Origin of the sequence: Chryseolinea serpens, assembly GCF_900129725.1 — a bacterium.
Classification (GTDB): Bacteria; Bacteroidota; Bacteroidia; order Cytophagales; family Cyclobacteriaceae; genus Chryseolinea; species Chryseolinea serpens.
Genome location: NZ_FQWQ01000001.1, coordinates 1971640 through 1997951, shown reverse-complemented (window position 1 = coordinate 1997951; position 26312 = coordinate 1971640). Strand labels below are relative to the sequence as shown.

Here is a 26312-nt window from a genome sequence, read left to right as displayed (position 1 = left end):
CTCACCGATCGGAGCCTTTGCTTGCAAGTTTGCAGCAAAGGCTTTTTCTATTTAATGACCATCGATTTTTTTGCCTTTTTTATTTACAAATATGAAACAAATATATTACTTTCACGTTTGTAAATAATATGATCAAGGTTTCTCCTCCTAAATGGGCCGACCGCTTCCTGGAGTGGTATTGCAATCCTTCTTTGCTGGAAGAGATCCAGGGAGATGCGTATGAGCTGTATGGTCGCGCGTTGAAGAATAGGGGCCGGAGGATCGCCGACATTCAATATATGTGGAATGTCCTACGATTTTTCAAATGGTCAAACATCAAGCGATCGTCGTCTCAACCCCATGCAGGCCTTATGATGTACCGGAATTATTTCACCGTATTCAAGCGCGGCTTTCTCAAGGAGAAAGGCTATTCATTTCTCAATGTGTTCGGGCTTGCCATCGGCATCGCCTGTTTTCTTTTGATCAGCCTCTATATAAAGAATGAATACAGTTTCGATCGCATGCACAGCAAGGCCGACCGAATTTATCGCATTCACGAGATATTGCAGTCGGACGGCGTGGGCGAGCGCTCGGCGAGCCAGCCTTTCCCGGTGGCCGAGGCGCTGGTGAACGACCACGGGGCACAGATCGAGAAGGCCGTGAGGTTCTTCAATTTTCAGGCGCCTACGCTGGCGATGGCCACGATCGATAACAAAAAGGAATTTAACGAGTCGCGCGTATTCAGCACCGACTCCACCGTCTTTGATGTGTTTGATTTTCCGTTGATCGAGGGTGATCCAAAGACGGCCCTGAACAAACCGGAAACCATCGTGCTCACCGAAAGCATGGCGAAGAAATATTTCGATGGCGAAAACGCCATGGGAAAGTATCTAAAATTCCAGGGCAACACCAACCTGCTGGTAACGGGCGTGATGCGGGACATTCCGCTCAACACCCACTTCCAATTTGATTGCCTGATCTCGCTCCGGACCTTCGACGAGGTTTACGATCCCCGTGTTCCCCAACGTTGGCATTGGTATTGGAACCCGTGCTGGACCTACTTGCTCTTGCGCGATAAACGCGACGCCCCCGCATTGCAGGCGGCCATGCCCGCATTTGTCAAAAAATATTTCCCCGAGTTTGTCCGCAACGACGTCACGATGGAGTTGTTCCCGATGACGGATATCCATTTGAAGTCCCACATGGACTATGAGATCCAACCCAACAGCAGTCTGACGACGCTCTATGTCTTTGGTTCCATTGCCATCTTTGTGTTGCTCATCGCCTGTATAAATTTTGTCAACCTCAGCACCGCCCGTGCAGCAAACCGCGCGAAAGAGGTCGGCATGCGCAAGACCCTGGGTGGGCAACGGATGCAATTGATTGGACAGTTTCTGTTCGAATCGATCTTGCTTTGTTTATTGTCGGTTGTGATTGCGATCGCGATCGTCGTGCTTTTGCTCCCGGTATTCAACGTCTTTGCCGAGATGAGCGTGAAGACGATCGTGCTCCTCGAGCCTTTTTATATTGGCGTGCTCACGTTGCTTCCCCTGGTGGTGGGCATCATTTCAGGAATATACCCTGCCTTTGTGCTGTCGTCGTTCAAACCCATCACGGCGTTGAAGGCGAGCCCCAACCGCGAGAGCGGCGGCATGTTCCGGAGGGCGTTGGTGGTGGTGCAGTTCACGTTGTCGATCGTTCTGCTGGTGGGCACCGGTGTGGCGATGGATCAATTGAATATGCTTCGTAAAAGTGACACGGGTTTTACACGCGAAAATGTGGTGATGATCCCGGTGACGCGTTCGCCCGTGGCGCAGAATTATGAAGCCTTGAAGAACGAATTTTTGAGGAACCGGAATACGGTCAGCGTCACCGCCCTGGAAGAAGTGCTGGGTGCCAAACACCAGGTGGGGAATTATATTTTTGAAGGCCAGGAAGACTCCAGACCTTTCCCGCGTCTGACCGTGCGTCATGATTTCACAAAGACATTCGATATCCCCATGGTGGCCGGCCGTGATTTTTCGGAAGACGTGCGCACGGACGACTCGCTGGCGCTGGTCGTGAACGAAACCTTTGTGAAGCAAATGGGGTGGGGGTCGAATGAAGATGCGATCGGTAAGAAGTTTGATAATATTCCTACACACAAGATCATCGGTGTGGTGAAGGATTTCAATTTCACCTCCCGTCACCAGCCGATCCGTCCGCTGGTGCTGCAATTGAACACGACGCTGCGGGCCTTTGATGTCCGGATCAAGTATATGGCGGTGCGCATCACCGGCGAGGATGTTCCGGGCACCATCGCCTGGCTCTCACAACAATGGAAAGCGCAAATCCCCGGCTGGCCCTTTGAATATTTCTTCCTGGACAGTGATCTCGAAAAACTCTACAAGGCCGAGACCAAGATGAGCAAGATCGCGGTGGTCTTCTCGGGGCTCTCCATCCTGGTGGCGTGCCTCGGTCTGTTTGGGTTGTCGACCTACACGGCGGAGCAGCGCAAGAAGGAAATGAGCATCCGCAAAGTATTGGGCGGCTCCAATGCCCACATCTTTGTGTTGTTCTCCAAACATTTCTTTGGCATGATCCTGATCGCCAACGTGGTCGCGCTCCCGCTGGCCTACTTTGTGATGAAGCGGTGGCTGGAAAGTTTTGCCTACCAGGTGAACATCAACTTTGGATTGTTTGCCTTGTCGGCCTTGGTGGCCGTGGGGATTGCTTTGTTTACGATCAGCTATCAGGCCATCCGCTCGGCCAACAGCAACCCCGCGGAAGTATTGAAACGAGAATAGTTCAGAATAATTTTTATGAATCGATTATGAAAGGAACGTACCTGGGAGAATTGGAAGAGATCGTGTTGCTCATCGTAGGCATTTTGTATCAGGATGCGTATGGTGTCGCCGTGATGGATGAGATCAAGAACCAGACCGGCCGCGACCTTAACATCAGCGCAGTGCACACGGTATTGAGCCGCCTGGAAGAAAAAGGGTTCTTGAAGTCTAAAATGAGCGACCCGACCGGCGAACGCGGCGGTCGCAGAAAGCGCGTATTTCTTCTGACGGCTGCGGGCAAGCGGGCGCTGGAGAATGCGAACGAGATGAGGAATCAGTTATTTAATAAGATACCCAAGGTCGCCCTGCAATTCGGTGCGGCTTTGTGAGTCGGTTTTAGTAAATCAAAATAACCCTAAGAAATCATGAAAGTATTATTCTATCCCATACTATTGGCTACCTCGATATCGTTCACACTTTGTAATGGACAATCCAAACCGCAGTCTTCGCTGGAGGAAGCTAAGAGAGCGATCGCTGAAAGCAACGCAAAATATTTTGTCTTGTACGCAAAAAATGACGGATCACTGGTCAACCTGTATACCGAGGATGCCTGCCTCTTGGTGCCGGGGGCAGCGCCAACTGCATTTTGTGGTCGCGCGGCCATTGGGAAGTTTTTTAAGGAAGGGTATGAAGTGGTGGGACTAAAGAGTGGAAAGTTCACCACGACCAATGTTTACGGAGATGGCGTTGAATACGTGACCGAGGAAGGTCTTTCCCAAATGTTCGACGCCAATGGAAAATTATACGACGAAGGGAAGTACCTCGTGTTGTGGAAGAAGACTAAGGAGGGATGGAAAATGTACAAGGATATATTTAATAGCAACCAGGCGCCAAAGTAGGAGTGAGGTTTTAAATAAAAAAACAGGCTGTCTCAAAAGGGCAGTCTTTTTTTTGTAACCCCAGGGCTTTAGACTTGTCTATCACATATTTTTCGAAGTAAAGCACAAATGAATGAATGAATAACCCCGGCCTTTAGGCCGGGGACTCCCAACGAAGATATCAGCGGGCTTTAGCCCTGACTTTCCGACTAACGAGTAACGGACACATACATATATCTTCATCCACCATCCTCCACCTTTCCCCCGGCATGGTCAGTCCGCCAGCCGGCGGACGGGATGTGTATTGCCTTAACCCTGGCCTAAAGGCCAGGGTTATTCATTTACTTGCGCCAGTCTTCAAAAGATGTGTGCATAGACTAGGGATACTAATCGATAAGGCAGACGGAATATGCGCGTGACTTCTTAACTTACAGAACGAAGACTTATTCAACAAAGATTTCTCCCCCGAGGAGGGCTCACGGTATTAACTAGATTTGTATGAAACAAGATTACACCATACCCGCCCAAACCCGCATTGGCCACGTCCATTTGAAGGTCTCCAGCATTGAACGGGCCCTGGCGTTTTACTGCGATCTCCTTGGGTTTGAATTGACCACGACGTATGGCGATCAGGCGGCATTTATTTCCGCCGGTGGATACCATCATCACATTGGCTTGAACACCTGGTTCAGCAAGAACGCCCCACCTTCAAAAAGAGACGGCGTCGGTCTTTTTCACACGGCGATTGTTTACCCGACCAGAAGGGACCTGGCGATGATCTACGACCGGCTGAGAAAGGCCAACTACCCGCTGACGGGCGCCAGCGACCATGGTGTGTCGGAAGCGCTCTATCTAAATGACCCGGACAACAATGGCGTGGAACTCTATTGGGACCGGCCCAAGGAACGCTGGACCTACCATGCCGATGGAACGATCGTCATGTTCACCAATCCCCTTGACCTCACGGATTTGCTGACAGCACTCGATTAACCGCCAGATTGCGTTGTGTAAACGGGGTAACGGCTTGATTTTGGATGGCCCGCCCGGCTAAGGAACAATGACCAGCGGCACCTTCATGTGTTCCATCAGATCATCAAAGGTATCCTTGCTCTTGGAACACATGTTTTTGTCCATGACCAGGAAACTGATTTCGCTTTTTTGCGTGTGGTCTTCGATCCGGTCGGCTACGAAGCCAACCTCGATTTTGAAATCGTATTTTATGCCGGCCGTCTTCAGCCAATCATTTTCAAAGGCTGCGAATTTTTGTAGCGCCTCTTCCTCCATTTTTTTCTTCCAGACCACCGCTTCGCCGGTCATATTTTTGGTGAGCCGGTAAGTATACAGGATGGTCAGGTCGCTGCCTTGCGTTTTCGAAAATTGGACCGCCCATTTGAGCGCCTGCCGGGAGGCTTCCGAGAAGTCGATGGTGCAAAGTATGCCCTTGGTCATAGCATGTTAAAATGAAAATTCTCCCTGCAACCTACGGTGTTCCGGGGCAGAATTTTTGGATGAAAGTCAAGGAAAAAACTGATTTTTGTCATACATCATAGTCTCTACGACCTTAAATTGCGCTTATGGGTACACCACAGACCGGCCTTATCACCAACGAAGCGTTTCGCGAGATTTTTCAGAGCATGTCGGAAGGCATTATCATGGTCGACACCCGAGGCAAGATCGTGGTGGCCAACCCAGTAGCGGAACAGTTATTCGGCTATGCCACCGACGAGCTCACCGGGTTGGCCATGGAGGAATTGTTGCCTGCTCGCTACCGGAGTGGGCACGTAAATTTCAGAAGTGCCTTCAATTCCAATCCTTTCCCCAGGCGAATGGGTGCAGGCCGCGACCTGACGGCTTTGCGACGGGATGGGTCCGAGTTCCCGGTGGAGATTTCGCTGAGCTTTACCAAAGTGAAATCCGAGTTGCTGGTCATGGCCTTCATCAGCGATATTTCCATGCGTAAAAAAACGGAAGACGCACTAAAGCGAAGTGAGGAGCAACTGATCGTCTACGCCGTCGAATTGGAAAAGAAAGTGGAGATGAGAACAGAAGCCCTGAACAATTCCATTTTGAAATTGGAGGAAGAAGTAATCGAAAGAAAGAAGGCGGAAGAAGAAGTGCGGAAGTCGCTGGAGAAAGAGCGGGAATTGAATGAACTGAAGACCAAATTCGTTTCCATCGCCTCCCACGAATTTCGCACGCCATTGAGCACCGTGCTGAGTTCGGCTTCCCTCATCGATCAATATAACACACGGGGCGAGTCGGACAAGATCAACAAGCACGTGCAGCGCATCAAGTCGTCGGTGAACCAGTTGACGGGAATTTTGAATGATTTTCTGTCGCTGGGAAAATTGGAAGAAGGCAAGGTGGACGTGGTGAACGAGACGATCCATCCGCGGGAATTTTTGGACGAGATCAAGGAGGAGATGAACGGGGTGCTGAAAGAAGGGCAGCAAATTGTCCTGGATTGTACGATGGAAGCCTCCGAAATAGTGTGCGACGCCCGGATCCTGCGAAACATTTTGTTCAATCTGATCACCAATGCCAGCAAGTATTCCGACGTGAACAAGTCCATCTACATCACTTGCCGCGACCAAAAGAGGTCCGTGCTCTTTGAAGTGCAGGACGAGGGGATCGGCATACCGGAGGAAGACCAGAAACACATGTTCGAACGATTTTTCCGGGCCAGCAATTCCGGCAATGTGCAAGGCACCGGGTTGGGGTTGAACATTGTGAAGCGATACATAGACTTGCTGCAGGGCACGATTTCCTTCTCCAGCGAATACAATAAAGGAACGCTCTTTAAAGTGACCATCCCAACCTCGACGAACCCCCTACCGAAATGAAAAAGATCCTCTTGATTGAAGACAACCCCGACGTCCGGGAAAACACATCCGAGATCCTGGTGCTTGCCGGCTACGACGTGAAGACCGCACCCAATGGCAAGGTGGGTGTTGAGCTGGCACAAAAAGAGAAACCGGACCTGATCGTCTGCGATATCATGATGCCGGAATTGGATGGCTATGGTGTATTGCACATTCTCAATAAAAAAGAAGACACGGCCAGCATCCCGTTTATTTTCCTGACGGCAAAGACCGAAAAGATCGACATCCGAAAGGGCATGAACCTTGGCGCCGACGACTACCTGACAAAACCTTTTGACGACACCGACCTGTTGAACGCCATCGAAGCCCGGCTTCGGAAAAGCGCCATGCAACGGGCGCTATACGAATCGAATGCCGAAGGGCTGGACCAGTTTATGAAGGATGCCCGCCAGGTCCTGAACATGAAAGACCTGGGCAAGGACAAGAAGACCAAATCATTCAAAAAGAAAAGCGAGATCTTTGCCGAGGGCGACACGCCTTTGAACGTGTATTATGTCAAGTCGGGCAATGTTAAAATATTCAAAGGACATCCGGATGGCAAAGAACTCATCACCGCGCTGGTCAATGCTAACGATTTTTTCGGTTTTGAACCGATCCTGGAGGGCACCCTCTACCAGGAGTCGGCCATTGCCATGCAGGACACGGAGCTGACAGTGATTCCCAAGCCCGACTTCCTGGCCCTGCTACAGAGCCCTGATGTTTCGGCCAGCTTCATTTCGTTGCTCTGCAAAAAGGTGGCGGACAAAGAAAAGCAACTCGTGAACCTGGCCTACAATTCTGTGCGGCAGCGTACGGCCGATGCGTTGCTCACCGCCCTTCAACTCAAAGACAGCAAGGAGAACATTCAGATCTCCCGCGATGACCTGGCCAAGATGGTGGGCACGGCGGCAGAGTCCGTCATTCGGGTGTTGTCGGATTTTAAGGATGAAGGATTGATCGAGATCGAGGGAGGGAAGATCAAGATCAAGTCGCAGTCAAAACTCGAGAAGGTGGTGCGTTGGAACGTTGCCCGCTAGCGGCACAACACGATGTCGATCATTTCGCCATTGTGGTGACTGGCCTCGATGCCGGCGTGGATAAAGATCCTGGCGATCAGGATCACCCCGGAAAGGATCATGAGGCTTGTCGTGGCCGTTTGGACGCTGAGTTTAAATTTCTTTATTCCCAGCAAAATCACAGGGGCAAGCCCGATCATGACGGGCAGGGTGCCGGCCCCAAACAACAACATAAAATTAAATCCCTCCACAGGACCGTTCAGCATCATGCAGTAGCCGAGCGCCAGCAAGGTCATGCCGCAGGGAAGAAAGCCGTTCAACATTCCCATCAGAAAGATCGCGGGGGAACTCTTCCGGGCTAAGAAGAAAGCAAATTTTGATTTGATCCAGGCCGTGATAATGTTGGCGCCCTTCATCAGAACAGGGATGTTGAAGCGCTCTATCCGGAGAACGGCCGCCAGGATGAGGATGATCCCAAACGCGATGGACAATATATTCTGATACCGGGCCACCGGGAAAAATGAACCGGCGCTGCTGGCCGCCGCTCCCAGCAAACCATAGGTGAGGATCCGGCCACCGTTATACAGTGCCCTGTTCAGGGCCACCGCCGGGGTTAGGTTGGTCACGGCCATGAGCAACGGACTGCACATGCCGGCGCAGTGCAGGCTCCCCGTTAGTCCGATCAAGAGTGCCGTATACCACATATCAAAGGTAGAGTGTGGTTTCGTAATAAAATTCCTTATCGTGCATGGTCCAGGTCATGCGGGCGATGTATTTTCCTTTCTTCAAGTTCCCGATGGAAAGAATTTGATCGGATGCCGTTGTGGGCTGCAGGGCGAAGGTTTTGTCCTGCGTGGCGTCGCTGGGGGAGTAGAGGTTGAGACGACCTTTTTCAAGCTGGGAAAATCCGGCGAAGGTGATCTTCAGGGACTGTCCTTCGCCAAGTCGAATGTCAGGTCGATCGACCAATGCCTCCGTGTTCCGCTTACGATCCATTTGAGCCTGGAAGTCCAGTTCCTCCTGGTAATAGGTTTTGGATACTAAACTTACTTCCTGCCGCACGCAGACCGTCACCAGCACGCCAATGAAGGCAGCAAACAGGACGAACGCTAAGACGATGGATTTACCCCAGTTCATACGATTTGGTTTTTTTGTTAATCACGTTGTTCATCTTTCAACCGGCTGTTCATATCCGATGATTTTGTGACCGGGCCGATAAATTTTACTTTGATGGTCTCGATGCGTTTTCCGTTCTCATAAATGCCCAACCGCACGACGGTGCGGGCGCTCACGACATCTTTTTCCGGGATCTTGATAAAGAATATGTCTTTGACCATCCCCTCGGCCTTGATGACAATCTCTTTGCCGTCGGCTTTCACCAGCACGGCCGTGGCGGGCGATTCGACGCGGGTCTCCAGGTGGATGTCGTCGAAGGTCTTGTTCAGGAATTCAACGTTGTAGAGGTTGGTGATGAAGCCGTCGGGAGTTTTTTGATAGAGCGTGCCCGGTACTTTCAGGACGGTGGTTTTTACGTCGGAGCGCGTGGCCAGGGTAAAGCTCAGGATCCCGACCAGGATCAGGAGTACAAACGAATAGCCGATCACGCGGGGTGTAAAAAGTTTTTGTACACCTTCCTTGATGGAGGTATACGACGCATAGCGGATCAATCCTTTTGGTTTCCCGATCTTCACCATCACATCGTCGCAGGCGTCGATGCAGGCGGTGCAGTTGACACACTCGAGCTGCGTGCCATTGCGGATATCGATGCCGGTGGGGCACACGTGGACGCACAATTTACAATCGATGCAATCGCCTTTGGGTGCGGATGGCGCCGTGGTTTTCTTGATGTGTCCACGAGGTTCACCCCGGATCCAGTCGTAGGCGACCACGATGGAGTCTTTCACTAACAACACACCTTGCAGCCGGCCGTAAGGGCAAACCGCAATGCAAGCCTGCTCGCGGAACTTTGCATACACGCCATAAAAGATGGCGGTGAAAACAACGAGCGCGGTAAAGCCGGAAAGATTTTCGAGCGGCGAGTGCGTGATGATCTTATACGTTTCCGGAACACCGATCATATACGCCATCACGGTATGCGCGATGAGGAGCGAGATGATGATAAAGATCGCGTGTTTGGAAATTTTCTTGAATGCCTTGTTCATGTTCCAGGGCTGCTGGTCCAGACGTCGCTGTGCAGGGGCGTCGCCTTCGATCCAGTACTCTATTTTGCGGAACACCATTTCCATGAAGAGCGTTTGCGGGCAAAGCCATCCGCACCAGATGCGGCCAAAGACCACGGTGAACAAAATAATGAAAACAAAAAATGTGATCAGCGTGATGGCCAGCAACACAAAATCCTGGGGCCAGAACGGTTGGCCAAAGATCACAAACCGTCGCTCAAAGAAATTCAGCAGGAGCAGGGGCCTGCCGTTGAGGGTGATGAAGGGGCCGCCAAATAAAAGTCCCAGCAGCACCACCGTGACCACGATGCGCCAGGTGTGCAATGGACCCGATGGCTTTTTGGGATAGATCCAAATGCGTTTTCCTTTTTCGTCTACCGTGGCAATGTTGTCGCGGAACTCTTCTTCATACTGATAAAGGTCGAGGCCTTCGGTTTTCATTTTATTTTTTGTTTATCGGGCTGCACTCACGTTCAGACTGTCGGTTTTGGGTGATGCATCGGGCTTTGCCAACTCTCCCTGTGGCGCCTTGGCGTCGGGAGGGTTGGTGCCGTGCAGGCTGAGGACAAAGAAGGTGACGTCACGCACTTCGGAAGGACTGAGGGCTTTTCCCCAGGCAGGCATGCCTTTCTCAACGAAGCCTCCGTTCACGGTGGTGTAAACATTTTTGATGCCGTTGCCGTGCAGCCAATAGTCGTCTGTCAGGTTCGGACCGATGGTGTTTCCCCCGCCGTCTTTCCGGTGACAGGAGACGCAATTGTCCTGAAACACCTTTTGTCCTTTCCCGATGATGGCCGCGTCGGCGGTGTATTCTAATTTATCGACGTCAATGACGGCCTGGGGTTGTGAAGCCAGCAATCTCTGCTTTTCCTGTTCGGCCACAGCCACTTCATTCTGGTATTCGTCGTGCGACAAGGGGAGACTCGACGAGATGTGAAACACGACGAGGTATACCACAGACCAGGCAATGGTGCTATAGAAAAGCCATTTCCACCAAGGGGGCAAGTGATTGTCCAATTCGCGGATGCCATCAAAGCTGTGTCCCATGTCGATGTCCTGTTCGCGTTCAACGGGTACCGAGTTGTTTAGCTTCTGGGTTAGGGTGGACCACCACGACGGCCGGGGGGTGTAGGCCACGCCCATCGCTTTGGCTTTGGCCTTTTCCGTTTGCTCGATCAGCGTATTAAAGGCCCGCAGCATCATGATGGAAACGATGAGCACTAACAAGAATACGATAAAGACAAGGGCTGCCGTCACATAGATCGGTGTTGCCGGATTGTTCACGGGGTCGTCCCAAAACGTTTTCGAAGTAGGCTCTTGTGCGTGTGCCGCCATGCATGCCAGGAGGCCAGCGAGAAGAAATGCGATCTTTTTCATGATACCGGGGTTTCGGATGGTGTAGGGTCGGTGGATTCGAGCGGCATCTCGCTCATTTTTCGGATCATCTTTTTGTCGGCCGTAAACACCCACCACAACAGGCAGAGGAAGAACACAAAGAAGATGACAAACGATATGACCGGCCAGATGGCGATGTTATCGATGTTTTGAAGAACGTTCTTATACATAGGAAATCAGTTTTTAGGGGTTTCGTTAACCAACGTCGGAGTTGCCGTCTCCACTTTGATGTCCTTACCCAGCCGTTGCAGGTAGGCGATGACGGCGATGATCTCGGCGTCTTCGGCCACTTCGATGCCATCGGTTTTCAGTGTGCCGGCGATGGCGCTGGCTTGTTGTTCCAAATCATCGTTGGCTTTTTCTTCATAACCCGCTTCATAGGGCACACCCAGGGTTCGCATGGCGGAAATTTTGCCCGGGGTCAATTCCTTTTGAATGGACTGCTCGAACAGCCAGGGGTAGGCCGGCATGATCGATCCGGTTGACACGGCGTCGGGTGCCAGCAAGTGGTTGTAGTGCCACGTGTTGGAATACTTGCCGTTGAGACGGGCCAGGTCCGGTCCCGTGCGCTTCGAGCCCCAGAGGAACGGGTGGTCATAGACAAACTCTCCCGATTTTGAATACTCACCATAACGCTCCGTCTCCGAACGGAAGGGTCGCACCATTTGGGTATGACAATTCACGCACCCCTCGCGGATATAAATATCACGCCCGTGAAGTTCCAGTGGCGTGTAGGGTTTAACGCTGGTGATGGTAGGCACATTGGATTTTATGAGGAACGTGGGGATCATTTCAATTGCCCCGCCAATGAGAATGGCGACCAGGGTGAGCACCGTAAAAATGACGGGCTTGTGCTCCAGCAACCGGTGATGCCATCCGCCGCTGGTGGCCACATACGCTTTCTCGAGCGGAGCGGCTTCGGCGTCTTCGTTGGCGATGAAGCTTCCGGCATTGGCGGTCTTGATCAGGTTGTAGGTCATGATGATCGCGCCCGTCAGGTACAACGCACCACCGGTGGCGCGCAAGGCATGCAGTGGCAAGATGGCCATCGTCGTTTCCAGGAAATTTTTATAGACGAGGAAACCTTCGGGGTTGAACTCTTTCCACATCAGGCTTTGAACCACGCCCGATACATACATGGGAAGTGCATAGAAAATGATGCCGAGGGTTCCCAGCCAGAAGTGTGTGTTGGCCAGCCGCGTGGAATACAGCTTGGTGTTCCACATGCGCGGGGTGATCCAATACAAGATGGAAAAGATCATAAAGCCGTTCCATCCTAAACCACCCACGTGCACGTGGGCAACGATCCAGTCGGTGAAGTGGGCGATGGCGTTCACATTCTTTAACGACAACAGCGGACCTTCCAAGGTGGCCATACCATAGGCGGTGACGGCCACCACCATGAACTTCAAAACGGGATCTTCGCGCACGCGGTCCCAGGCTCCTCTCAGCGTGAGCAATCCGTTCAACATGCCACCCCACGACGGAGCGATGAGCATGATGGAAAAGACAACGCCCAGTGATTGCGCCCAATCTGGCAGGGAGGTATACAGCAAATGGTGAGGGCCCGCCCAGATGTAAATAAAGATGAGTGACCAGAAGTGAATGATCGAAAGACGATACGAGTACACGGGCCGGTTAGCGGCTTTGGGCAGGAAGTAATACATCATGCCCAGGTAGGGAGTGGTGAGAAAGAAAGCCACGGCATTGTGACCATACCACCATTGCACCAGGGCGTCCTGTACACCGGCATACCATGAATAGCTCTTGAAAAACGTGACGGGGATCTCGAAAGAATTCACCACGTGCAACACGGCCACCGTGATGAACGTGGCGATGTAGAACCAGATGGCCACATACATGTGACGCTCCCGGCGTTTGATGATGGTGCCGATCATGTTCCACCCAAACGCCACCCAAATGAGCGTGATGGCGATGTCGATCGGCCACTCCAGTTCGGCGTATTCTTTTGAGGTGGTGTAGCCCAGCGGCAGGGTGATGGCCGCGGCCAGGATGATGAGTTGCCATCCCCAAAAATGGATCCAGCTAAGCTTGTCGCTGAACATCCGGGTCTTGAGCAGGCGCTGCATGGAGTAGTAAACCCCGGCAAACATCGCATTGCCGACAAAGGCAAAGATGATGGCGTTGGTGTGCAACGGCCGGATGCGGCCAAACGTGGTGTACTGCAGGTCAAAGTTGAAGACCGGGTACACCAGTTGTATCGCGGCCGTTAGCCCAACGAGCATGCCCACGAGTCCGAACACAACGGTGGCGATCATGAATGCCTTCACGATCTTGTTGTCGTAGCTGAATCTTTCTATTTGCATAAGCATTTATCGGTTTTACCCTGATTATTTTCCGTTATAAAAGTATTGGCCGGTATATCCTTCAGAGGTGACGATTGCCATGAGAAAACCTGATTTTTGTCAGGTAACGATCGGGAGTCTTGCCCGTATCTTTGGTGAAACCAGTTTGGGTAGCTATGGACACCTTTATCAGCGATCTTTCCCGCAAGGAATTTCCAGTAAGTGAGAAAATCTCCGCAAAGACCATTCAATCGCCCATCCTGTCGGTGATGCAGGCGCAGTATCCCCAATTCAAGGCGGGCGATCATTGCGCGTTGACGGAGCTGAACATGTACCGCCAGAAGTATATTGCCGGATACCTGGCAAAAGAAGTGGGCGAATTGTCGGTGTTGGAGGCCACGGTGCTGGAGGCGTTAAAGAACAAAGACACCCTCACCGACAAATTGAATGAGGATGAGCCTTTAACGACAGGTCAGAAAATGGCTGACCGGATCGCGGCTTTCGGGGGCAGTTGGAAGTTTATCATCACCTTCTTTGTGTTCCTGGGCGGCTGGATTGTTTTGAATGCTCTTTGGTTTCAAAATCGGTCGTTCGATCCCTATCCCTTTATTTTATTGAACCTGATCCTGTCGTGCATTGCCGCCTTGCAGGCGCCGCTGATCATGATGAGCCAGAACCGGCAGGAGGAAAAGGACCGGGAGCGCTCCAAGAAAGATTATATGATCAACCTGAAATCGGAACTCGAGATCAGGGTCTTGCACGAGAAGATCGACCACCTCATGATCCATCAGCAACACGAGCTCATCCAAATCCAGAAGGTCCAGATGGAAATGATGCAGGATATTATGGAGCGCGTAGGGGGTAATGGCGCGGTGAAGGCTTAGCTACGGACCAGCACTTCCTGCACCAGCATCGACACACCGGTCAGAAAGATCAACACCAGCACGATGCGTTGAAACAGATCTTGATTGATCCGGTTCAGCATCAATTTTCCCAGATACGAACCCACCCACGCCGCGAGCATGAGCAGGGGGATATAGATGAGGTATTGGGCCTGGAGAAAATCGTGGTCGAGGTAGATCAACGTCCGGCTGAGGTCGACACCAAAATCGATGGCGGCGGATGTGCCCACGAAGAAGTTTTTCTCCATGTTGAACGATGTCAGCGCCAGGCCTCTCACCGCCCCGCCGGTGCCGACGAAACCGGCGAGAAAACCGGCCAGGCTGCCGCTGAGAATGGAATTTGTTTTTGTAGGCGGGATAAAGAAATCAGGTGAAAAATAAAGCAAGGTGCTGAGCCCGGTCAGGAACAATCCCAGGATGATCTTCGCGTAGCTGAAACTGAAGACGCTGGTCAGGTAGGCGCCGGCGATGGCCAGCAGCACACTGCTCACCCCAAGCCAGAGAAAGACTTTGTAGTCGATGGTCTTCCGGAAGAGGATCAGTTTGGAGATGTTGCTGAAAATGTGAAGCGTCCCGGTGAGGACGAGCACGGTCTTAAAATCATAGAGAAACTGCGCAAACGAGACAAAGAAGATGGAAGACCCGAACCCGCCGAGGGTGCCGAGGATTTCTGCGATGAGCGTAATGATAAAGAACAGGAGCAGGTCGAGACGGTAACTATTCATGGTGGTGTAGCGTTGTGGTGCATGCTGACAAAGGCATCCAACCATTAGCGCAAGGCGAAAGTAAAATAAGCCTCCCCGGTATTCCCTGATGAAAGTCATGATCCCTCGCTGATACGTCTCATGACTTTCCACCGGGAGAATGACTAAGTTCGTATAAATTCTTCTGCCGATGATCCGCCTGATATTTGCCGTCCCGCTCATGCTCCATGGACTGATCCACTTGATGGGGTTTTCCAAGGAATGGAACCTGGGACCTCCCAGCATGCTGAAACACAAAACAACGATCCCCCTCACCACCCTGGCCGCAAAGACCGCCGGCTTGCTCTGGTTGTTCGCGTGCTGCTTGCTGATGAGCACGGCGGCCCTGTACCTGGCGCAAAAAGATTGGTATTGGATGGTCGGTATTGGTGGCGTTGGGCTATCCCAGGGGTTGATCATCGTGTATTGGCACGACGCGAAATACGCCACGATCCTTAACCTGATCATCCTGGTGATCTTGATCGTCGCAGGAGCGCAATCCAATTTTGACAAAGCCGTAGAAGACGAGGTTTCGACGATGCTTCATACCTCAGCATTGGTCTCACCTGCAGTCGCCTCTTCACGCAGGGCAGAACTTCCCGCCGTTGTCCAGAAATGGCTAACGGCATCGGGAGCATTTGACAGACCGGTGCGCGCGATCAGGATTTCACAGTCGGGGGCGATGCGCACAACACCGGGGGGAAAATGGATGGACTTTCAAGCTACTCAGTTCTGCACGATCGACCCACCGGCCTTTAACTGGAAGGCGAAGATCAGTGCCGCGCCCATGATCTTCATCGCCGGCAGGGATAAATATGCAAACGGAAAAGGACAAATGCTGATCAAACCCATGGCGGTCTATACCTTGGCAAACGCGACTGGAAATGAAATCGACCAGGGAACGATGCTTCGTTTTCTGAGTGAAATGATCTGGTATCCTGAGGCAGCCACCATGGATTACATCCGCTGGGAAGAAGTCGCACCGGACCAGGCGTTGGCCACGATGACCTACAAGGGCGTGACGGCCACCGGAACCTTTACGTTCCATCCAAACGGGTTGGTGCAGCGTTTCTCCGCCGAACGCTATGGCGATTTTCAAGGGGAGTTCCGAAAGGAAACGTGGCAAGTGGATGTTACCGGCTATCAGAAAATGAGCAACCGTGAAATACCCTATGCGTGTGAAGTCACCTGGAAATTGAAATCGGGTGATTTCATGTGGCTAAAACAGGAGATCACCCAGATCGAATACATCGCGACAAGCAAGTGAATTAATCCACCGACAACGAAGTGTTCTTGAGAGCCGTTGATTCAGATCGCTTTGCTGAAGATGTTTTTCTGTTCTTCGATTCGTTCCATTCGCTTATCGAAAACCCGGCAGATGTTCCGGATAAAGGGCTGGCCTGCCGTGGTCACTTTCAGACTGCCGTCGAACAAATAGAGGATGCCTTCTTTTTCCATTTCGATCAACGCATCGAGTATGGGCCGGTCGACCACTTGTTCGAGCAGTTCGCGATCCAGTTCACCCTGGCAACTGATCTGAAGAATGCACTGCTTGATCAGCAGATCTTCGTTTGTCATCACGTGACCTTTCAGGAGCGCGGAACCTTCCTTCCGGATGGCGTCGGTGTATTCTTCGACCTTCTTCTTATTTTGCGCGTACCCATAATGTGAGTCGCTGATGGCCGATGCGCCCAGGCCGATCAGCAGGTCGGTCTCGTTGGTGGTGTAGCCCATGAAATTGCGGTGAAGCTTTTTTTGGATATGGGCTTTGAACAATGCGTCGGTGGGCAAAGCAAAATGATCCATGCCGATGTCGGCATAACCGGCTTTCCGTAGTTTGTGCCGGCCCACTTCATACAGATGTCTTTTCAGATATTGGGAGGGGAGGTCGGCTTCGTCATAGCCGCGCTGGCCGGGCCGGAGCCAGGGAACGTGTGCATAGCTGTAGAACGACAAGCGATCGGGCCGCAAGGCAAGCACCTTGTCGATCGTGTCCGAAACAGTGAAAGGCGTTTGGAAGGGGAGTCCGTAGATCAGGTCGAAGCTCACCGATGTGTAGCCGATCGCGCGGGCCTGCGCGGTGACGCGTTCCAGGTTTTCAAAGGGCTGGATGCGGTGGATGGTGTGCTGCACTTTTTCGTCGAGGTCCTGAACACCAAAGCTCACGCGCGTGAAACCCAGTTCATAGAGCATGCGCAGGTGTCCTTCTGTGGTGTTGTTGGGATGGCCTTCAAAGCTGAATTCAAAATCGTCGTGTAGCGAAACGCCCTCCAGCAGGTAGGTGATGAGCCATTGCAGGTCTGGGATGCTGAAGAACGTGGGCGTGCCACCGCCGAGGTGCAGCTCGCGGATGACGGGCTTGCGTCCGAATATTTTTTTATAATGCTCCCACTCTTTTAGCAGCGTTTGTATGTAAGGTATCTCCACCGTGTGGTTGCGTGTGATCCGCGTATTGCAGGCGCAATACGTGCACAGGCTTTCACAAAACGGCAGGTGAAGATAGAGGCTTATTCCTTTTTCGTCGTTGGACTCGTCGAACGCGCGGCGCACGGACGCGATCCATTTTTCTTCCGTGAAATGCGCGTCGTCCCAGGCCGGCACCGTGGGGTAGCTGGTGTAGCGGGGTGTGGGCAGATCATATTTCTTGAGGAGAGCCGATGCGTGCTGATCTTTCATTTTTTTTCGTCGTTAGCAGATTCGGGTTGAGATTCAGGTTCGGGTTGATGTTCAGGTTCAGGTTTGTCTTCAAACAGCATGCGCACCGAAGGCGAATAGGTGTCGTCGAACTGGCCGCTTTTCATGCTCCACAAAAAGGAGAGGAGAAAGCCCACGGCGATCACCAGGCTGATCGAGATCAGGAGAATAATGATTCCCATAGGCGTCAGGTTAAAGCGCGTACAAGTTTTCGCCGGGCAACAAAGTTGACGGCGAGGGTTGAAAAACCCACCACACTGATGCTGCTCACCGGCATGAGGATCGCCGCGACCAGCGGCGTGAGGTGACCGGTGACGGCAAAGCTCAGGGCGATGGCGTTGTAAAAGAACGAGATGCTGAATGCTATTTTCAGGATGATAGACGAGTAGCGGGCCAGGTCGAGGAACTTGTCCAGGTTGTTCAGTTGGGTGCCATCCAGGATGCCGTCGCAAGCGGGGGTGAAGATCCCACTGTCGTCGGAGATGGCCAGACCGACGTTGCTTTGTTTCAGGGCACCGGAGTCGTTGAGGCCGTCGCCTACCATCATCACTTTTTTGCCGTCCTGTTGCAGGTTTTGGATGAACGCCAGCTTGTCGTGCGGGTCTTGGTTGAAGAGCAACGTCACAAACGGCTGAAATACCTTTTGCATGCTGGCCTTGTCTGCATTGTTGTCGCCGGACAGCAACGCCACACATTTCTTCCCCAATCGCGCCAGCATATTTTTGAGCTGTGGCCGGATCTTCACCGTGATTGTAAAATATCCCCTGACTTCCTCGTCGACGGAAACAAACACGACCGACGCCTGCGGGTCGAGCTTTTCATAAAACCCAACAAATTCCGCAGACCCGACTTTTATAAATTTTCCCGCAATCACTCCCTGCACGCCTTTTCCTGGACGTTCTTTAAAATTTGAAAGATCATGGGTATGGGCCGCGTGAATGGACCTGGAAATGATCATGCTCAGCGGATGGGTGGACGCCGCCGTAAGAATCTTTATCGCTTCCCGTTCCAGCCCGGTCAGATCGCCTGTAAACTCCACTACCGGCTCGCGGCCATAGGTCACCGTCCCGGTCTTGTCAAAAACAACGGCATCGATGGCGGCAAGGCGCTCAATGACATCGGCATTCTTTAAGTAGAGGCCGTGCTTGCCAAATACACGCAGCATGCTGCCAAAGGTGAATGGAGCAGCCAAGGCCAGCGCACAGGGGCATGCCACCATGAGCACAGAGGTGAGCACGAGCCACATTTGGTGGGGAGCCAAAACGTACCACACGCCGGCGGTAACATTGGCCAGCGCGATCACAATCCATGTAAACTTTCGCGCCGAGCGGTCGATGATCTTTTGATACTGCCGCTCTTCCGTCTTCCGGAATGTCTCGTTGTTCCACAGGCTGGTCAGGTGACTTTGCGAAGTGATCTTTTCAACCGTAAGCGTTGCCGGCTGACCAATGAGCCGGCCACCAGCATACACCCGCTCGCCTTTTTTTATTTTTATGGGCTTGGCTTCCCCGGTAACAAAACTATAATCGAACAAGGCATCGTGATCCTTCAAGATCGAGTCTGCCGGAACGATCTCCATGTTCCTGATCTTTAGGATGTCGCCTTTTTTCAGATCGTAGATGATCGCCGGCTTCCACACGTGGTCAACAAGCCGGTTTACGGCCAGGGGGAAGTAGGATTTAAAGTCGCGGTCGAAGGCCAGGCTTTCATAGGTTTTTCCCTGGAACCATCGCCCGATCAGCAGGAAAAATACGAGGCCCGTGAAGGAGTCCAGGTAGCCTGGTCCCGTTCCGGAAAGGATGTCAAACGTGCTGCGCAGGAACAGCGCCACAAGCCCGGCGGCAATGGGCACATCGATGTTGATTTGTTTCTGGCGGAAACTCCGGAAAGCGGAAACGAAATATTCGGAAGCGCTGTAGAAGAACACCGGCACCGACAGCGCCAGGTTCAACCACGAGAAAATGGATTTTAAAGAACCGTCGTGCTGGTCCAGCCCCAGGTATTCGGGAAAACTGAAGAGCATGATGTTGCCAAAGCAAAATCCGGCGATCGCCAGTTTGTAAACAAGCGTGCGTCCCGATGCAGATTTTGTGACGGTATCCTGCCCATCGTCCAGCGCGATCACGGGCGCGTAGCCCACCGCAGCCAGCAAGCTCGCCAGCTCGGAAAGTTTCACTTGTCGGGGATCGAAAGCGATGGCCACGGTTTTGAGGCCAAAGCTTACTTCCGCTTTAATAACGCCGGGGTTCAGTTTCCGGAGATTCTCCAACAGCCAGATACAGGAAATACAATGCACCGCGGGAACATGGAACATGATCCTCGAAAGATCTGGCGAGTCGAACGACAGCAACTTCTGGCGCACTTCCGGCGCGTCGAGATAGGCATAGGACCCGGTGCGCGCATTTTTCAAGGATGTGCCTGCCTGTCCATCCAATTGATAGTAGGTGCAAAGGTTGTTCGCGCTCAGGATCTCAAACACGGTTTTGCAACCTTCGCAGCAAAAGGGTTTATCGCTCAGCCAGGTGATGTCCTCGCAAGGCTCGCCACAATGAAAACAGACTACAGATTCCGCTACGCTGGTGGTCATCGTTCAATTTTTGGTGCTTCAGGCTTCAACCGGCTCGTTCTTCAGGGCGTAAGTCCACACCAATCCCTTGGTATGATTGACCACATCTTCGGCAAGACTGCCATAGATGAGGTGGGACACTCCCTTGCGGGCATGGGTGGCCATGGCAATGAGGTCGCCTTCAATGCGGTTGGCGAATTGAAGGATGCCTTGTTCGGTGTTGGTGTCGTTAACAATATTGAGCGTGTAGTTCTTCAACATGAAGCGTTTGGCAAAGGCCTCCAACCGTTTCAGGGTAATGTCGTCGGAGGTGAAGTTCAACGGCGTGTTGATCCATACGATGTGCAGGTGCGCTCCAAAAAAATTCTGGAGGGCTTTGACCTTCAAGGTGAGGTCTTCCTGGTTTTCGGTGTCAAGCGTATTGGGGAAGACGATATTTTTGACCGGTCCTTTGTAATAATCTTTCAGCACCAGCACGGGTGCAGTAGAGTTGCGGACGATCCGCTCGGCATTTGACCCGATAAAAAATTCGCGCGCACCGCTGGCGCCATGAGAGCCCATCACCACCAGGTCGATGCCGTTGTCAACAATATAATTTTGAATTTTTGCATGCACCGATCCGAATTCAACCACGGTCTTCACAGGGACCTCGTTGGTTTTATACTTGTCCGTTATTTTTGCAAATGATTTTTCGGCGTTTTCCCTCAAATCGTCGAGAAGTTCTTGTTCGAAATTCAGGACCGGCATGATCACCGTGTCGTGCAGCACGGGGAGCTCGACGATATTCACAAGGTGAACGGTGCCGCCGGACTGAAAAGCAAGATCCAGCGCAAACCGGAAGGCATTGATCGCCGGCTTTGAAAAATCGCAGGGGACGAGTATTTTTTTCATGGCTTTGTGAGGTTTTAAATGATGATCTAAAAATAGCCCGGGCGTGTGCAGCATGGCGTGAGGCCCGTCAGCCCATAAACTGATTTTTGTCAGTTTTTAGGATGTGACGCGCCGGTTGATTCTGGTTGGACACCGGGGATGCCCGCCATGCAGCGGATGAACTGCTGGCAGAGGGCCAAGTCTTTGCGCACAAGTTATGGCGACGGTATATAACCCAGGCCCTAGTCCTGCCGGATATAAGTCGGATTCAGCAACCTATTATATGGAATTTGAATGAGCCCTGGCCTAAGGGCTAGTCTATGCACACGTTATCGTGATTTAACTTCTTTGGAAAAAGGGGTGAGTTCAAGACGTTAAACCGAATAAGCCCGTAGGGCTTCCCCATCATAACGCCCGGTGCAACCGGGCGAAGCGAGTCCATGTATTTCAACCCGCCTAGGCGGGTTACCCTTCGTGCGGGACTCTATTCGTAGTCCCAAATCTATATTAGTATGAATGTCATAGGGTGCCAAATTGTGTGGGTTCCATCGAAGGTTCGGAATGTAGTATGCTGAGGACGAGTAAATGGAGATTCTGAAGGGTAATGATGTGAATCGAATCTGCAAGGAGAACCCACCCGAAAGGAGAACGCACCCGAAAGGTAACCCCGCTGGGGTTGTTATATATATTCGCTGTTCGCCCGGTTGCACCGGGCGTTATGATGGAAAAGCGCTACGGGCTTGAGGACATTTTTTTTTTACCAAGCATCAAGAGCGGACTTCTTTAGAATAGAAACTAAATAATTGAAAGTTATCTTGGAAAGGATGCACCTGTGGTTTCTTTCCAGGCAGCAATTTGTTTGCGCAAGGCTTCGCAGGTGTTGACGACGGCTTCTTCGAAGGAGGCCGCTGTTTTGGAAGCAAACAGATCGTAGCCGGGAACAACGATCCTCGCCTCGCAGACTTTGTTTTTGTTCTCGTCCGATTTCTCGAGGCTCAGCACGACTTGACCTTCCATGAGCCGGTCGCTCAGGTGATGCAGTTTTTGGATATGCTCTTCTGTGAATTTTAAAAGGTCGGGCCGGCCAGTAAAGCCGGGTGTCTGAATGGTGACTTTCATGATGAGGGTTATGTTGAAGTTTATTTTGATTCCGTATTTTCAAATCGTCCCGTCATCTCTTCCACGGCGATCCTGAAGAGTACAGGTTTCTTTTCTTTGAGCGGCTCCTGGTCGGTGGTGTGGAAAACCGGTTTGACGGATTCGCTGGTGTTGTAGACCCTGAATCGATCGGCGAGCAATTTCACGGTCTTGTCCTGGGCCGCGGGGGTTGTGATTTCTTCAAACTTTCCCCGGATCACAACACTTCGCCAATGTGCCATGTCATCGATCTCGTCGACCTGAAAACATACGTTCGGATTTTTGCGCATCATCGTGATCTTTAAACCTTCTTTGGCGTGCGCATAGACGTAGCCCTTTTCGAATACGTAGGAGAGGGGAACGATGTACATCTTTCCGGACGCAGAGCACGCTATCCTTCCGATCAATTCGGAAAGCAACACCCGCTCGCATTGATTTTTTGTCAGTGAACCCAGCATATTCTTGCGATCTCAATAGTAGGTGCGCTCGAATTCATAGTTGTGGAACCGCTGGAAGGCAGCTTGCTCGAGCGCTTCACGATGGTTCGGGTGCGCAATGTTGATCAGCGCCTTTGCCCGCTGCCGCATATTCTTGCCATAGAGATAGGCCGTGCCATACTCCGTGACAATATAATGGGCATGTGCCCGCGTGGTCACCACACCTGCGCCCGGTTTGAGAAAGGCCGCGATCTTGGACTCGCCTTTGCGCGTCGTGGACGGTAAAGCGATGATCGGTTTTCCGCCTTCCGAGAGCGCTGCACCACGCACAAAATCCATCTGTCCACCCACACCCGAGAAATGATACGTGCCAATGGAATCGGAACACACCTGCCCGGTGATGTCCACTTCGATCGCGCTGTTGATGGCGGTCACTTTTGGGTTGGTGCGGATCACCGAAGTATCGTTCACATAGTCGATGTTGAGAACGGCCACGGCGGGATTGTCATCCACATAGTCGTATAGCTTGCGGCTGCCCAGCAAGAACGAGGTGACGGTCTTGTTGCGATATTTCTTTTTGTGTTGATTGGTGATTACCCCTTTTTCGATCAGTGGAATGATGCCATCAGAAAACATTTCGGTGTGAACGCCCAGTTCTTTGTGGTCGGTGAGACATGCCAGCACAGCATCCGGGATCGCGCCGATGCCCATCTGGAGAGTCGCGCCGTTTTCTACCAATTCCGCGCAATGCATGCCGATACGATGGGAGATCTCATCGTCGGGGTTGCCGCTGACGACTTCGGGAAGTTCCTGCTCCATCAATACCATCGTATCGAACTTGTCCTGGTGAATGATCCCATCGCCCAATGTCCGCGGCATGCGCGGGTTGACCTGGGCAATGACGTGCCGCGCCGTTTGAACGGCCGCCCCGGCAATATCGACCGAGACGCCTAGCGAGCAATAGCCATGTTTGTCGGGCGGCGACACCTGGACCATGGCAACGTCGAGGGGAAGAATATTTCTTTTGAACAGGATGGGGATCTCGCTGAGAAAGATGGGAACGTAATCGGCGCGGCCGTCATTCACAGCTCCCCGCACACATTCTGACACGAACAGGGAATTCATGCGAAAACTATTCTGGTATTGCGGATCGGTCACGATGGACTGTCCTTGCAGGCTAATGCTCACCAACTCCACGTTCCAAAGTTCGGTCGAACGTTCAGCGAGCTTCTTCAACAGGTAATGCGGTGTAGCTGCGCCACCATGTATATAAACACGGTCGCCGGGTTTGATCACCTTGACAGCGTCTTCTCCACTAAGATATTTCATATGGCTGGTGTTTAAGTGTTATGTTAATTTCCGACAATGATGATTAAATTCCTACAGATAAGACTACGCGGCCTTCGATCGCGCCGTTTCGCATGGCGTTGAAGGCGGAATTGATTTCTTCCAGCTTCATCGGGTGCACGGTGGCCTTCACTTTCCCATCCAACGCAAAATCAATCGACTCCTGCAGGTCTTTGCGGGTGCCGACGATGGAACCGCGGATAGTATAGCGATTGAGCACGGTCTCAAAAATGGGCAAGTCAAAACTTCCCGGGGGCAAGCCGGTCAGGGCGATGGTGCCCTTGCGGCGAAGGGTGAAGAGGGCCTGGCGGAAGGCCACCGGCGAAACGGCGGTGACCAGCGACCCATGCACACCACCGTGCGTCGCTTTTTTGATCACTTCCCCGGGATCTTGTCGCGAGGCGTTCACCACCAATTCGGCACCCAAGGATTTTGCGAGGGCAAGTTTGTCGTCCGAAACATCGATGGCGGCCACGTGCATGCCCATGGCCTTTGCATATTGCACCGCCACGTGACCCAGTCCGCCGATGCCAGAGATGGACACCCACTCGCCGGGTTTCACTTCCGTTTCTTTCAGGCCTTTATACACCGTCACACCGGCGCAAAGGATCGGGGCCATCTGCACAAAATCGATCTTGTCCGGAAAGCGGCCAACGTAGCGCGCATCGGCGATCACATATTCTGCATAGCTGCCGTTCACACTATAGCCCGTGTTCTGTTGACGTTCGCACAAGGTTTCCCAGCCGGTGATGCAATGCTCGCAATGTCCGCAGGCCGAATACAGCCACGGCACACCCACAATATCGCCTTCTTTCAGGTAGTCTACATTTTCGCCCAAAGCCGCCACGTAGCCAATACCCTCATGACCGGGAATGAACGGCAGCGTTGGCTTCACCGGCCAGTCGCCACTAATGGCATGGAGATCGGTATGACACACGCCGCAGGCCATCACCTTCACCAGGATCTCGTTTTTGCCGGGTCGTCTCACGGGCATTTCTTCAATGGACAACGCCGCTCCAAAGCGGGTGGCTACGGCGGCTTTCATTTTTTGTGGATACATAACGCTGAACGTTGTCGTTTGGATTTGATCATAAAACTAAAGCTACGCCGGACGTGCGGGCATGACAAAAATCAGGCCCCGTGATAATCTTCATCAGCCCTCTCGCAACGACACAAAAGGAGTGACCAAAATCATAGTGTGGCAAAACAAACATCATGGCATGGCCGGGTCCCTGATGCTACCTTTCGGAAAATAAAAAGACTATGATCAGCGTAACAGGAGTGACCAACAACTATGTGTTGCAGCCGGCTTTGCTGGACAAACACACCAAGACCCTTGCCTGGCTCTCGGCTACCGCCCTCTGGAAAAGCGAGCTGGCCTTTTTTCAAAAGCAACTCGACGGGCTCTCGGTATTGAGCCTGATGCGGGAGGAACGAAGTGAAGTAACCCATTTTCAAAACCTGGTCCTTTTCTACACCGTCGAGGTCATCGAGGATATGCGAAAAAAACTGCGCAACCACGAGAGCAAGCTGGCCAGGATGCTGGAAACAAAAAGCGAATGGGAAACCCAATATTACAAGGAACACGGTGAACTCATGGAGGATGCCGAGGCGCTGTCAAGGCGTTTCGAAAAACTCAAAGTAGACCTGAGGACGGCCATTGGCAAGCTCAGCACCGAAAATGCCGAAGAGTATTGAAATAAAAGAAGCGTATTGAAATAAAAAAACACCTCTATGAAATACAACATCAATTCACTGGAAGAAGCGTTGGTAGTGGAGCTGGGAACGCTGTACCAAGCCGAGGCAAAACTAAAAGAAGGCTTGTCAAAAATGACCGCCATCATTCACTCTGCCAGGCTCCGCGATATTCTGAAGCGTTACCTGGAAAGCTGCGATCCGAAAAGAACGAAGATCGATCGCGTATTTTCTTATTTGAACCGCGAACCCCGGTCGTGTCATACCCATGTGGTGGACGAACTCATCAACGAGTTATACAACCGGGTCCAGTATGCGCACGACCCCGCGGTGCTGGACCACGTGTTCGTCGGCGAACTGTTGCGGATCAGCCAGTATAAAGCCAGCGCCTATGAAGCGTCCCTGAACTATGTGGAGACACTCGGGTTGGAGACTCCGGCCGCCCTGCTGGAAACGATCGTGCATTGGGAAAAGAACAACGAGCGCGAATTGCTGGAGCTTTTCTTTCATGAATGGACCGAAGAAAGAGTATTGTTATAGA

The 26312-nt window shown here is 52.1% G+C and carries 26 protein-coding genes; 10 read left to right on the top strand and 16 right to left on the bottom strand.

The window, feature by feature from the left end; translation table 11 throughout:
* Positions 1 to 128: 128 nt before the first annotated feature.
* The 4 genes from BUB30_RS07810 (at position 129) to BUB30_RS07795 (ending at position 4612) form a co-directional block, all read left to right on the top strand.
* A complete protein-coding gene (locus BUB30_RS07810) occupies positions 129 to 2765 on the top strand; it encodes an ABC transporter permease (RefSeq protein WP_084137959.1) in 2637 nt (878 codons plus the stop codon).
* Between the two features lie 26 nt (positions 2766 to 2791).
* Positions 2792 to 3133 carry a PadR family transcriptional regulator gene (locus BUB30_RS07805; protein WP_073132522.1) on the top strand — a complete coding sequence of 114 codons (342 nt, stop codon included), beginning with the start codon at positions 2792 to 2794 and terminating at the stop codon, positions 3131 to 3133.
* Between the two features lie 36 nt (positions 3134 to 3169).
* Positions 3170 to 3643, top strand: a complete 474-nt coding sequence (locus BUB30_RS07800; RefSeq protein ID WP_084137958.1) for a YybH family protein — start codon at positions 3170 to 3172, stop codon at positions 3641 to 3643.
* Positions 3644 to 4120: 477 nt separating this feature from the next.
* Complete coding sequence (locus tag BUB30_RS07795; RefSeq protein ID WP_073132520.1) at positions 4121 to 4612, top strand: VOC family protein; 492 nt, start codon at positions 4121 to 4123, stop codon at positions 4610 to 4612.
* Positions 4613 to 4669: 57 nt separating this feature from the next.
* Here the strand turns inward: BUB30_RS07795 and BUB30_RS07790 are convergent, their stop codons facing one another.
* Entirely contained in the window at positions 4670 to 5071 is a 402-nt protein-coding gene (locus BUB30_RS07790; RefSeq protein WP_073132518.1) for a universal stress protein, read from the bottom strand.
* Between the two features lie 125 nt (positions 5072 to 5196).
* Between BUB30_RS07790 and BUB30_RS07785 the strand changes: the two genes are divergently transcribed.
* Positions 5197 to 6465: a PAS domain-containing sensor histidine kinase gene (locus BUB30_RS07785; protein ID WP_073132516.1), complete on the top strand. Its 1269-nt coding sequence runs from the start codon at positions 5197 to 5199 to the stop codon at positions 6463 to 6465.
* Positions 6462 to 7520: a response regulator gene (locus BUB30_RS07780; RefSeq protein WP_073132515.1), complete on the top strand. Its 1059-nt coding sequence runs from the start codon at positions 6462 to 6464 to the stop codon at positions 7518 to 7520. Before BUB30_RS07785 ends, BUB30_RS07780 begins: the two co-directional genes overlap by 4 nt.
* Here BUB30_RS07780 and BUB30_RS07775 read toward each other — a convergent pair.
* From BUB30_RS07775 to ccoN, 6 genes are read right to left on the bottom strand one after another with little or no spacing between them, the layout of a single operon-like run.
* Positions 7517 to 8203 (bottom strand): sulfite exporter TauE/SafE family protein, encoded by a 687-nt coding sequence (locus BUB30_RS07775; RefSeq protein ID WP_073132514.1) that lies wholly within the window; start codon positions 8201 to 8203, stop codon positions 7517 to 7519. The genes BUB30_RS07780 and BUB30_RS07775 overlap by 4 nt on opposite strands.
* A 1-nt stretch (position 8204) precedes the next feature.
* The gene (locus BUB30_RS07770; protein WP_073132512.1) at positions 8205 to 8636 is read right to left on the bottom strand and encodes a FixH family protein; all 432 of its coding nucleotides are present in this window, start codon (positions 8634 to 8636) and stop codon (positions 8205 to 8207) included.
* A 17-nt stretch (positions 8637 to 8653) separates the two neighbouring features.
* Positions 8654 to 10120: a cytochrome c oxidase accessory protein CcoG gene (ccoG, locus tag BUB30_RS07765; protein ID WP_073132511.1), complete on the bottom strand. Its 1467-nt coding sequence runs from the start codon at positions 10118 to 10120 to the stop codon at positions 8654 to 8656.
* A gap of 12 nt (positions 10121 to 10132) precedes the next feature.
* Positions 10133 to 11056: a cbb3-type cytochrome c oxidase N-terminal domain-containing protein gene (locus tag BUB30_RS07760; RefSeq protein WP_084137957.1), complete on the bottom strand. Its 924-nt coding sequence runs from the start codon at positions 11054 to 11056 to the stop codon at positions 10133 to 10135.
* Positions 11053 to 11244 carry a cytochrome C oxidase subunit IV gene (locus tag BUB30_RS07755; protein WP_073132507.1) on the bottom strand — a complete coding sequence of 64 codons (192 nt, stop codon included), beginning with the start codon at positions 11242 to 11244 and terminating at the stop codon, positions 11053 to 11055. Before BUB30_RS07755 ends, BUB30_RS07760 begins: the two co-directional genes overlap by 4 nt.
* Positions 11245 to 11250: 6 nt before the next feature.
* Positions 11251 to 13401, bottom strand: coding sequence for a cytochrome-c oxidase, cbb3-type subunit I (gene ccoN, locus BUB30_RS07750; RefSeq protein ID WP_073134943.1), 2151 nt, complete (start codon positions 13399 to 13401; stop codon positions 11251 to 11253).
* 155 nt (positions 13402 to 13556) lie between these two features.
* On the opposite strand from ccoN, the gene BUB30_RS07745 reads away from it, so the two are divergent.
* On the top strand, positions 13557 to 14264 hold the full coding sequence (locus tag BUB30_RS07745; RefSeq protein ID WP_073132505.1) for a DUF1003 domain-containing protein: 708 nt from the start codon (positions 13557 to 13559) through the stop codon (positions 14262 to 14264).
* Here the strand turns inward: BUB30_RS07745 and BUB30_RS35090 are convergent.
* Complete coding sequence (locus tag BUB30_RS35090; RefSeq protein WP_073132503.1) at positions 14261 to 15007, bottom strand: sulfite exporter TauE/SafE family protein; 747 nt, start codon at positions 15005 to 15007, stop codon at positions 14261 to 14263. The two genes, BUB30_RS07745 and BUB30_RS35090, sit on opposite strands and share 4 nt — an antisense overlap.
* A 169-nt stretch (positions 15008 to 15176) precedes the next feature.
* Here BUB30_RS35090 and BUB30_RS07735 point away from each other — a divergent pair, with 169 nt between their 5' ends.
* Positions 15177 to 16292: a DUF6544 family protein gene (locus tag BUB30_RS07735; protein WP_178377045.1), complete on the top strand. Its 1116-nt coding sequence runs from the start codon at positions 15177 to 15179 to the stop codon at positions 16290 to 16292.
* A gap of 41 nt (positions 16293 to 16333) precedes the next feature.
* Here the strand turns inward: BUB30_RS07735 and hemN are convergent, their stop codons facing one another.
* The 8 genes from hemN to adhP form a co-directional block, all read right to left on the bottom strand.
* Entirely contained in the window at positions 16334 to 17701 is a 1368-nt protein-coding gene (gene hemN / locus BUB30_RS07730) for an oxygen-independent coproporphyrinogen III oxidase (protein ID WP_073132501.1), read from the bottom strand.
* Positions 17698 to 17901: a cbb3-type cytochrome oxidase assembly protein CcoS gene (gene ccoS, locus BUB30_RS07725; RefSeq protein WP_073132499.1), complete on the bottom strand. Its 204-nt coding sequence runs from the start codon at positions 17899 to 17901 to the stop codon at positions 17698 to 17700. Before ccoS ends, hemN begins: the two co-directional genes overlap by 4 nt.
* 5 nt (positions 17902 to 17906) lie before the next feature.
* On the bottom strand, positions 17907 to 20306 hold the full coding sequence (locus BUB30_RS07720; RefSeq protein WP_073132497.1) for a heavy metal translocating P-type ATPase: 2400 nt from the start codon (positions 20304 to 20306) through the stop codon (positions 17907 to 17909).
* Between the two features lie 18 nt (positions 20307 to 20324).
* Entirely contained in the window at positions 20325 to 21176 is an 852-nt protein-coding gene (locus BUB30_RS07715) for a universal stress protein (RefSeq protein WP_073132495.1), read from the bottom strand.
* A gap of 789 nt (positions 21177 to 21965) precedes the next feature.
* Positions 21966 to 22274 (bottom strand): HPF/RaiA family ribosome-associated protein, encoded by a 309-nt coding sequence (locus BUB30_RS07710; RefSeq protein WP_073132493.1) that lies wholly within the window; start codon positions 22272 to 22274, stop codon positions 21966 to 21968.
* 20 nt (positions 22275 to 22294) lie between these two features.
* Positions 22295 to 22750: a pyridoxamine 5'-phosphate oxidase family protein gene (locus BUB30_RS07705; protein WP_073132491.1), complete on the bottom strand. Its 456-nt coding sequence runs from the start codon at positions 22748 to 22750 to the stop codon at positions 22295 to 22297.
* Between the two features lie 12 nt (positions 22751 to 22762).
* On the bottom strand, positions 22763 to 24058 hold the full coding sequence (locus tag BUB30_RS07700; protein WP_073132489.1) for an acetyl-CoA hydrolase/transferase family protein: 1296 nt from the start codon (positions 24056 to 24058) through the stop codon (positions 22763 to 22765).
* Positions 24059 to 24101: 43 nt separating this feature from the next.
* Complete coding sequence (gene adhP, locus BUB30_RS07695; RefSeq protein WP_245804043.1) at positions 24102 to 25121, bottom strand: alcohol dehydrogenase AdhP; 1020 nt, start codon at positions 25119 to 25121, stop codon at positions 24102 to 24104.
* Between the two features lie 218 nt (positions 25122 to 25339).
* Here adhP and BUB30_RS07690 point away from each other — a divergent pair, with 218 nt between their 5' ends.
* Entirely contained in the window at positions 25340 to 25774 is a 435-nt protein-coding gene (locus tag BUB30_RS07690; RefSeq protein ID WP_073132485.1) for a hypothetical protein, read from the top strand.
* Positions 25775 to 25810: 36 nt separating this feature from the next.
* Entirely contained in the window at positions 25811 to 26311 is a 501-nt protein-coding gene (locus BUB30_RS07685; RefSeq protein ID WP_073132484.1) for a YciE/YciF ferroxidase family protein, read from the top strand.
* The last annotated feature ends 1 nt before the right edge of the window (position 26312 follow it).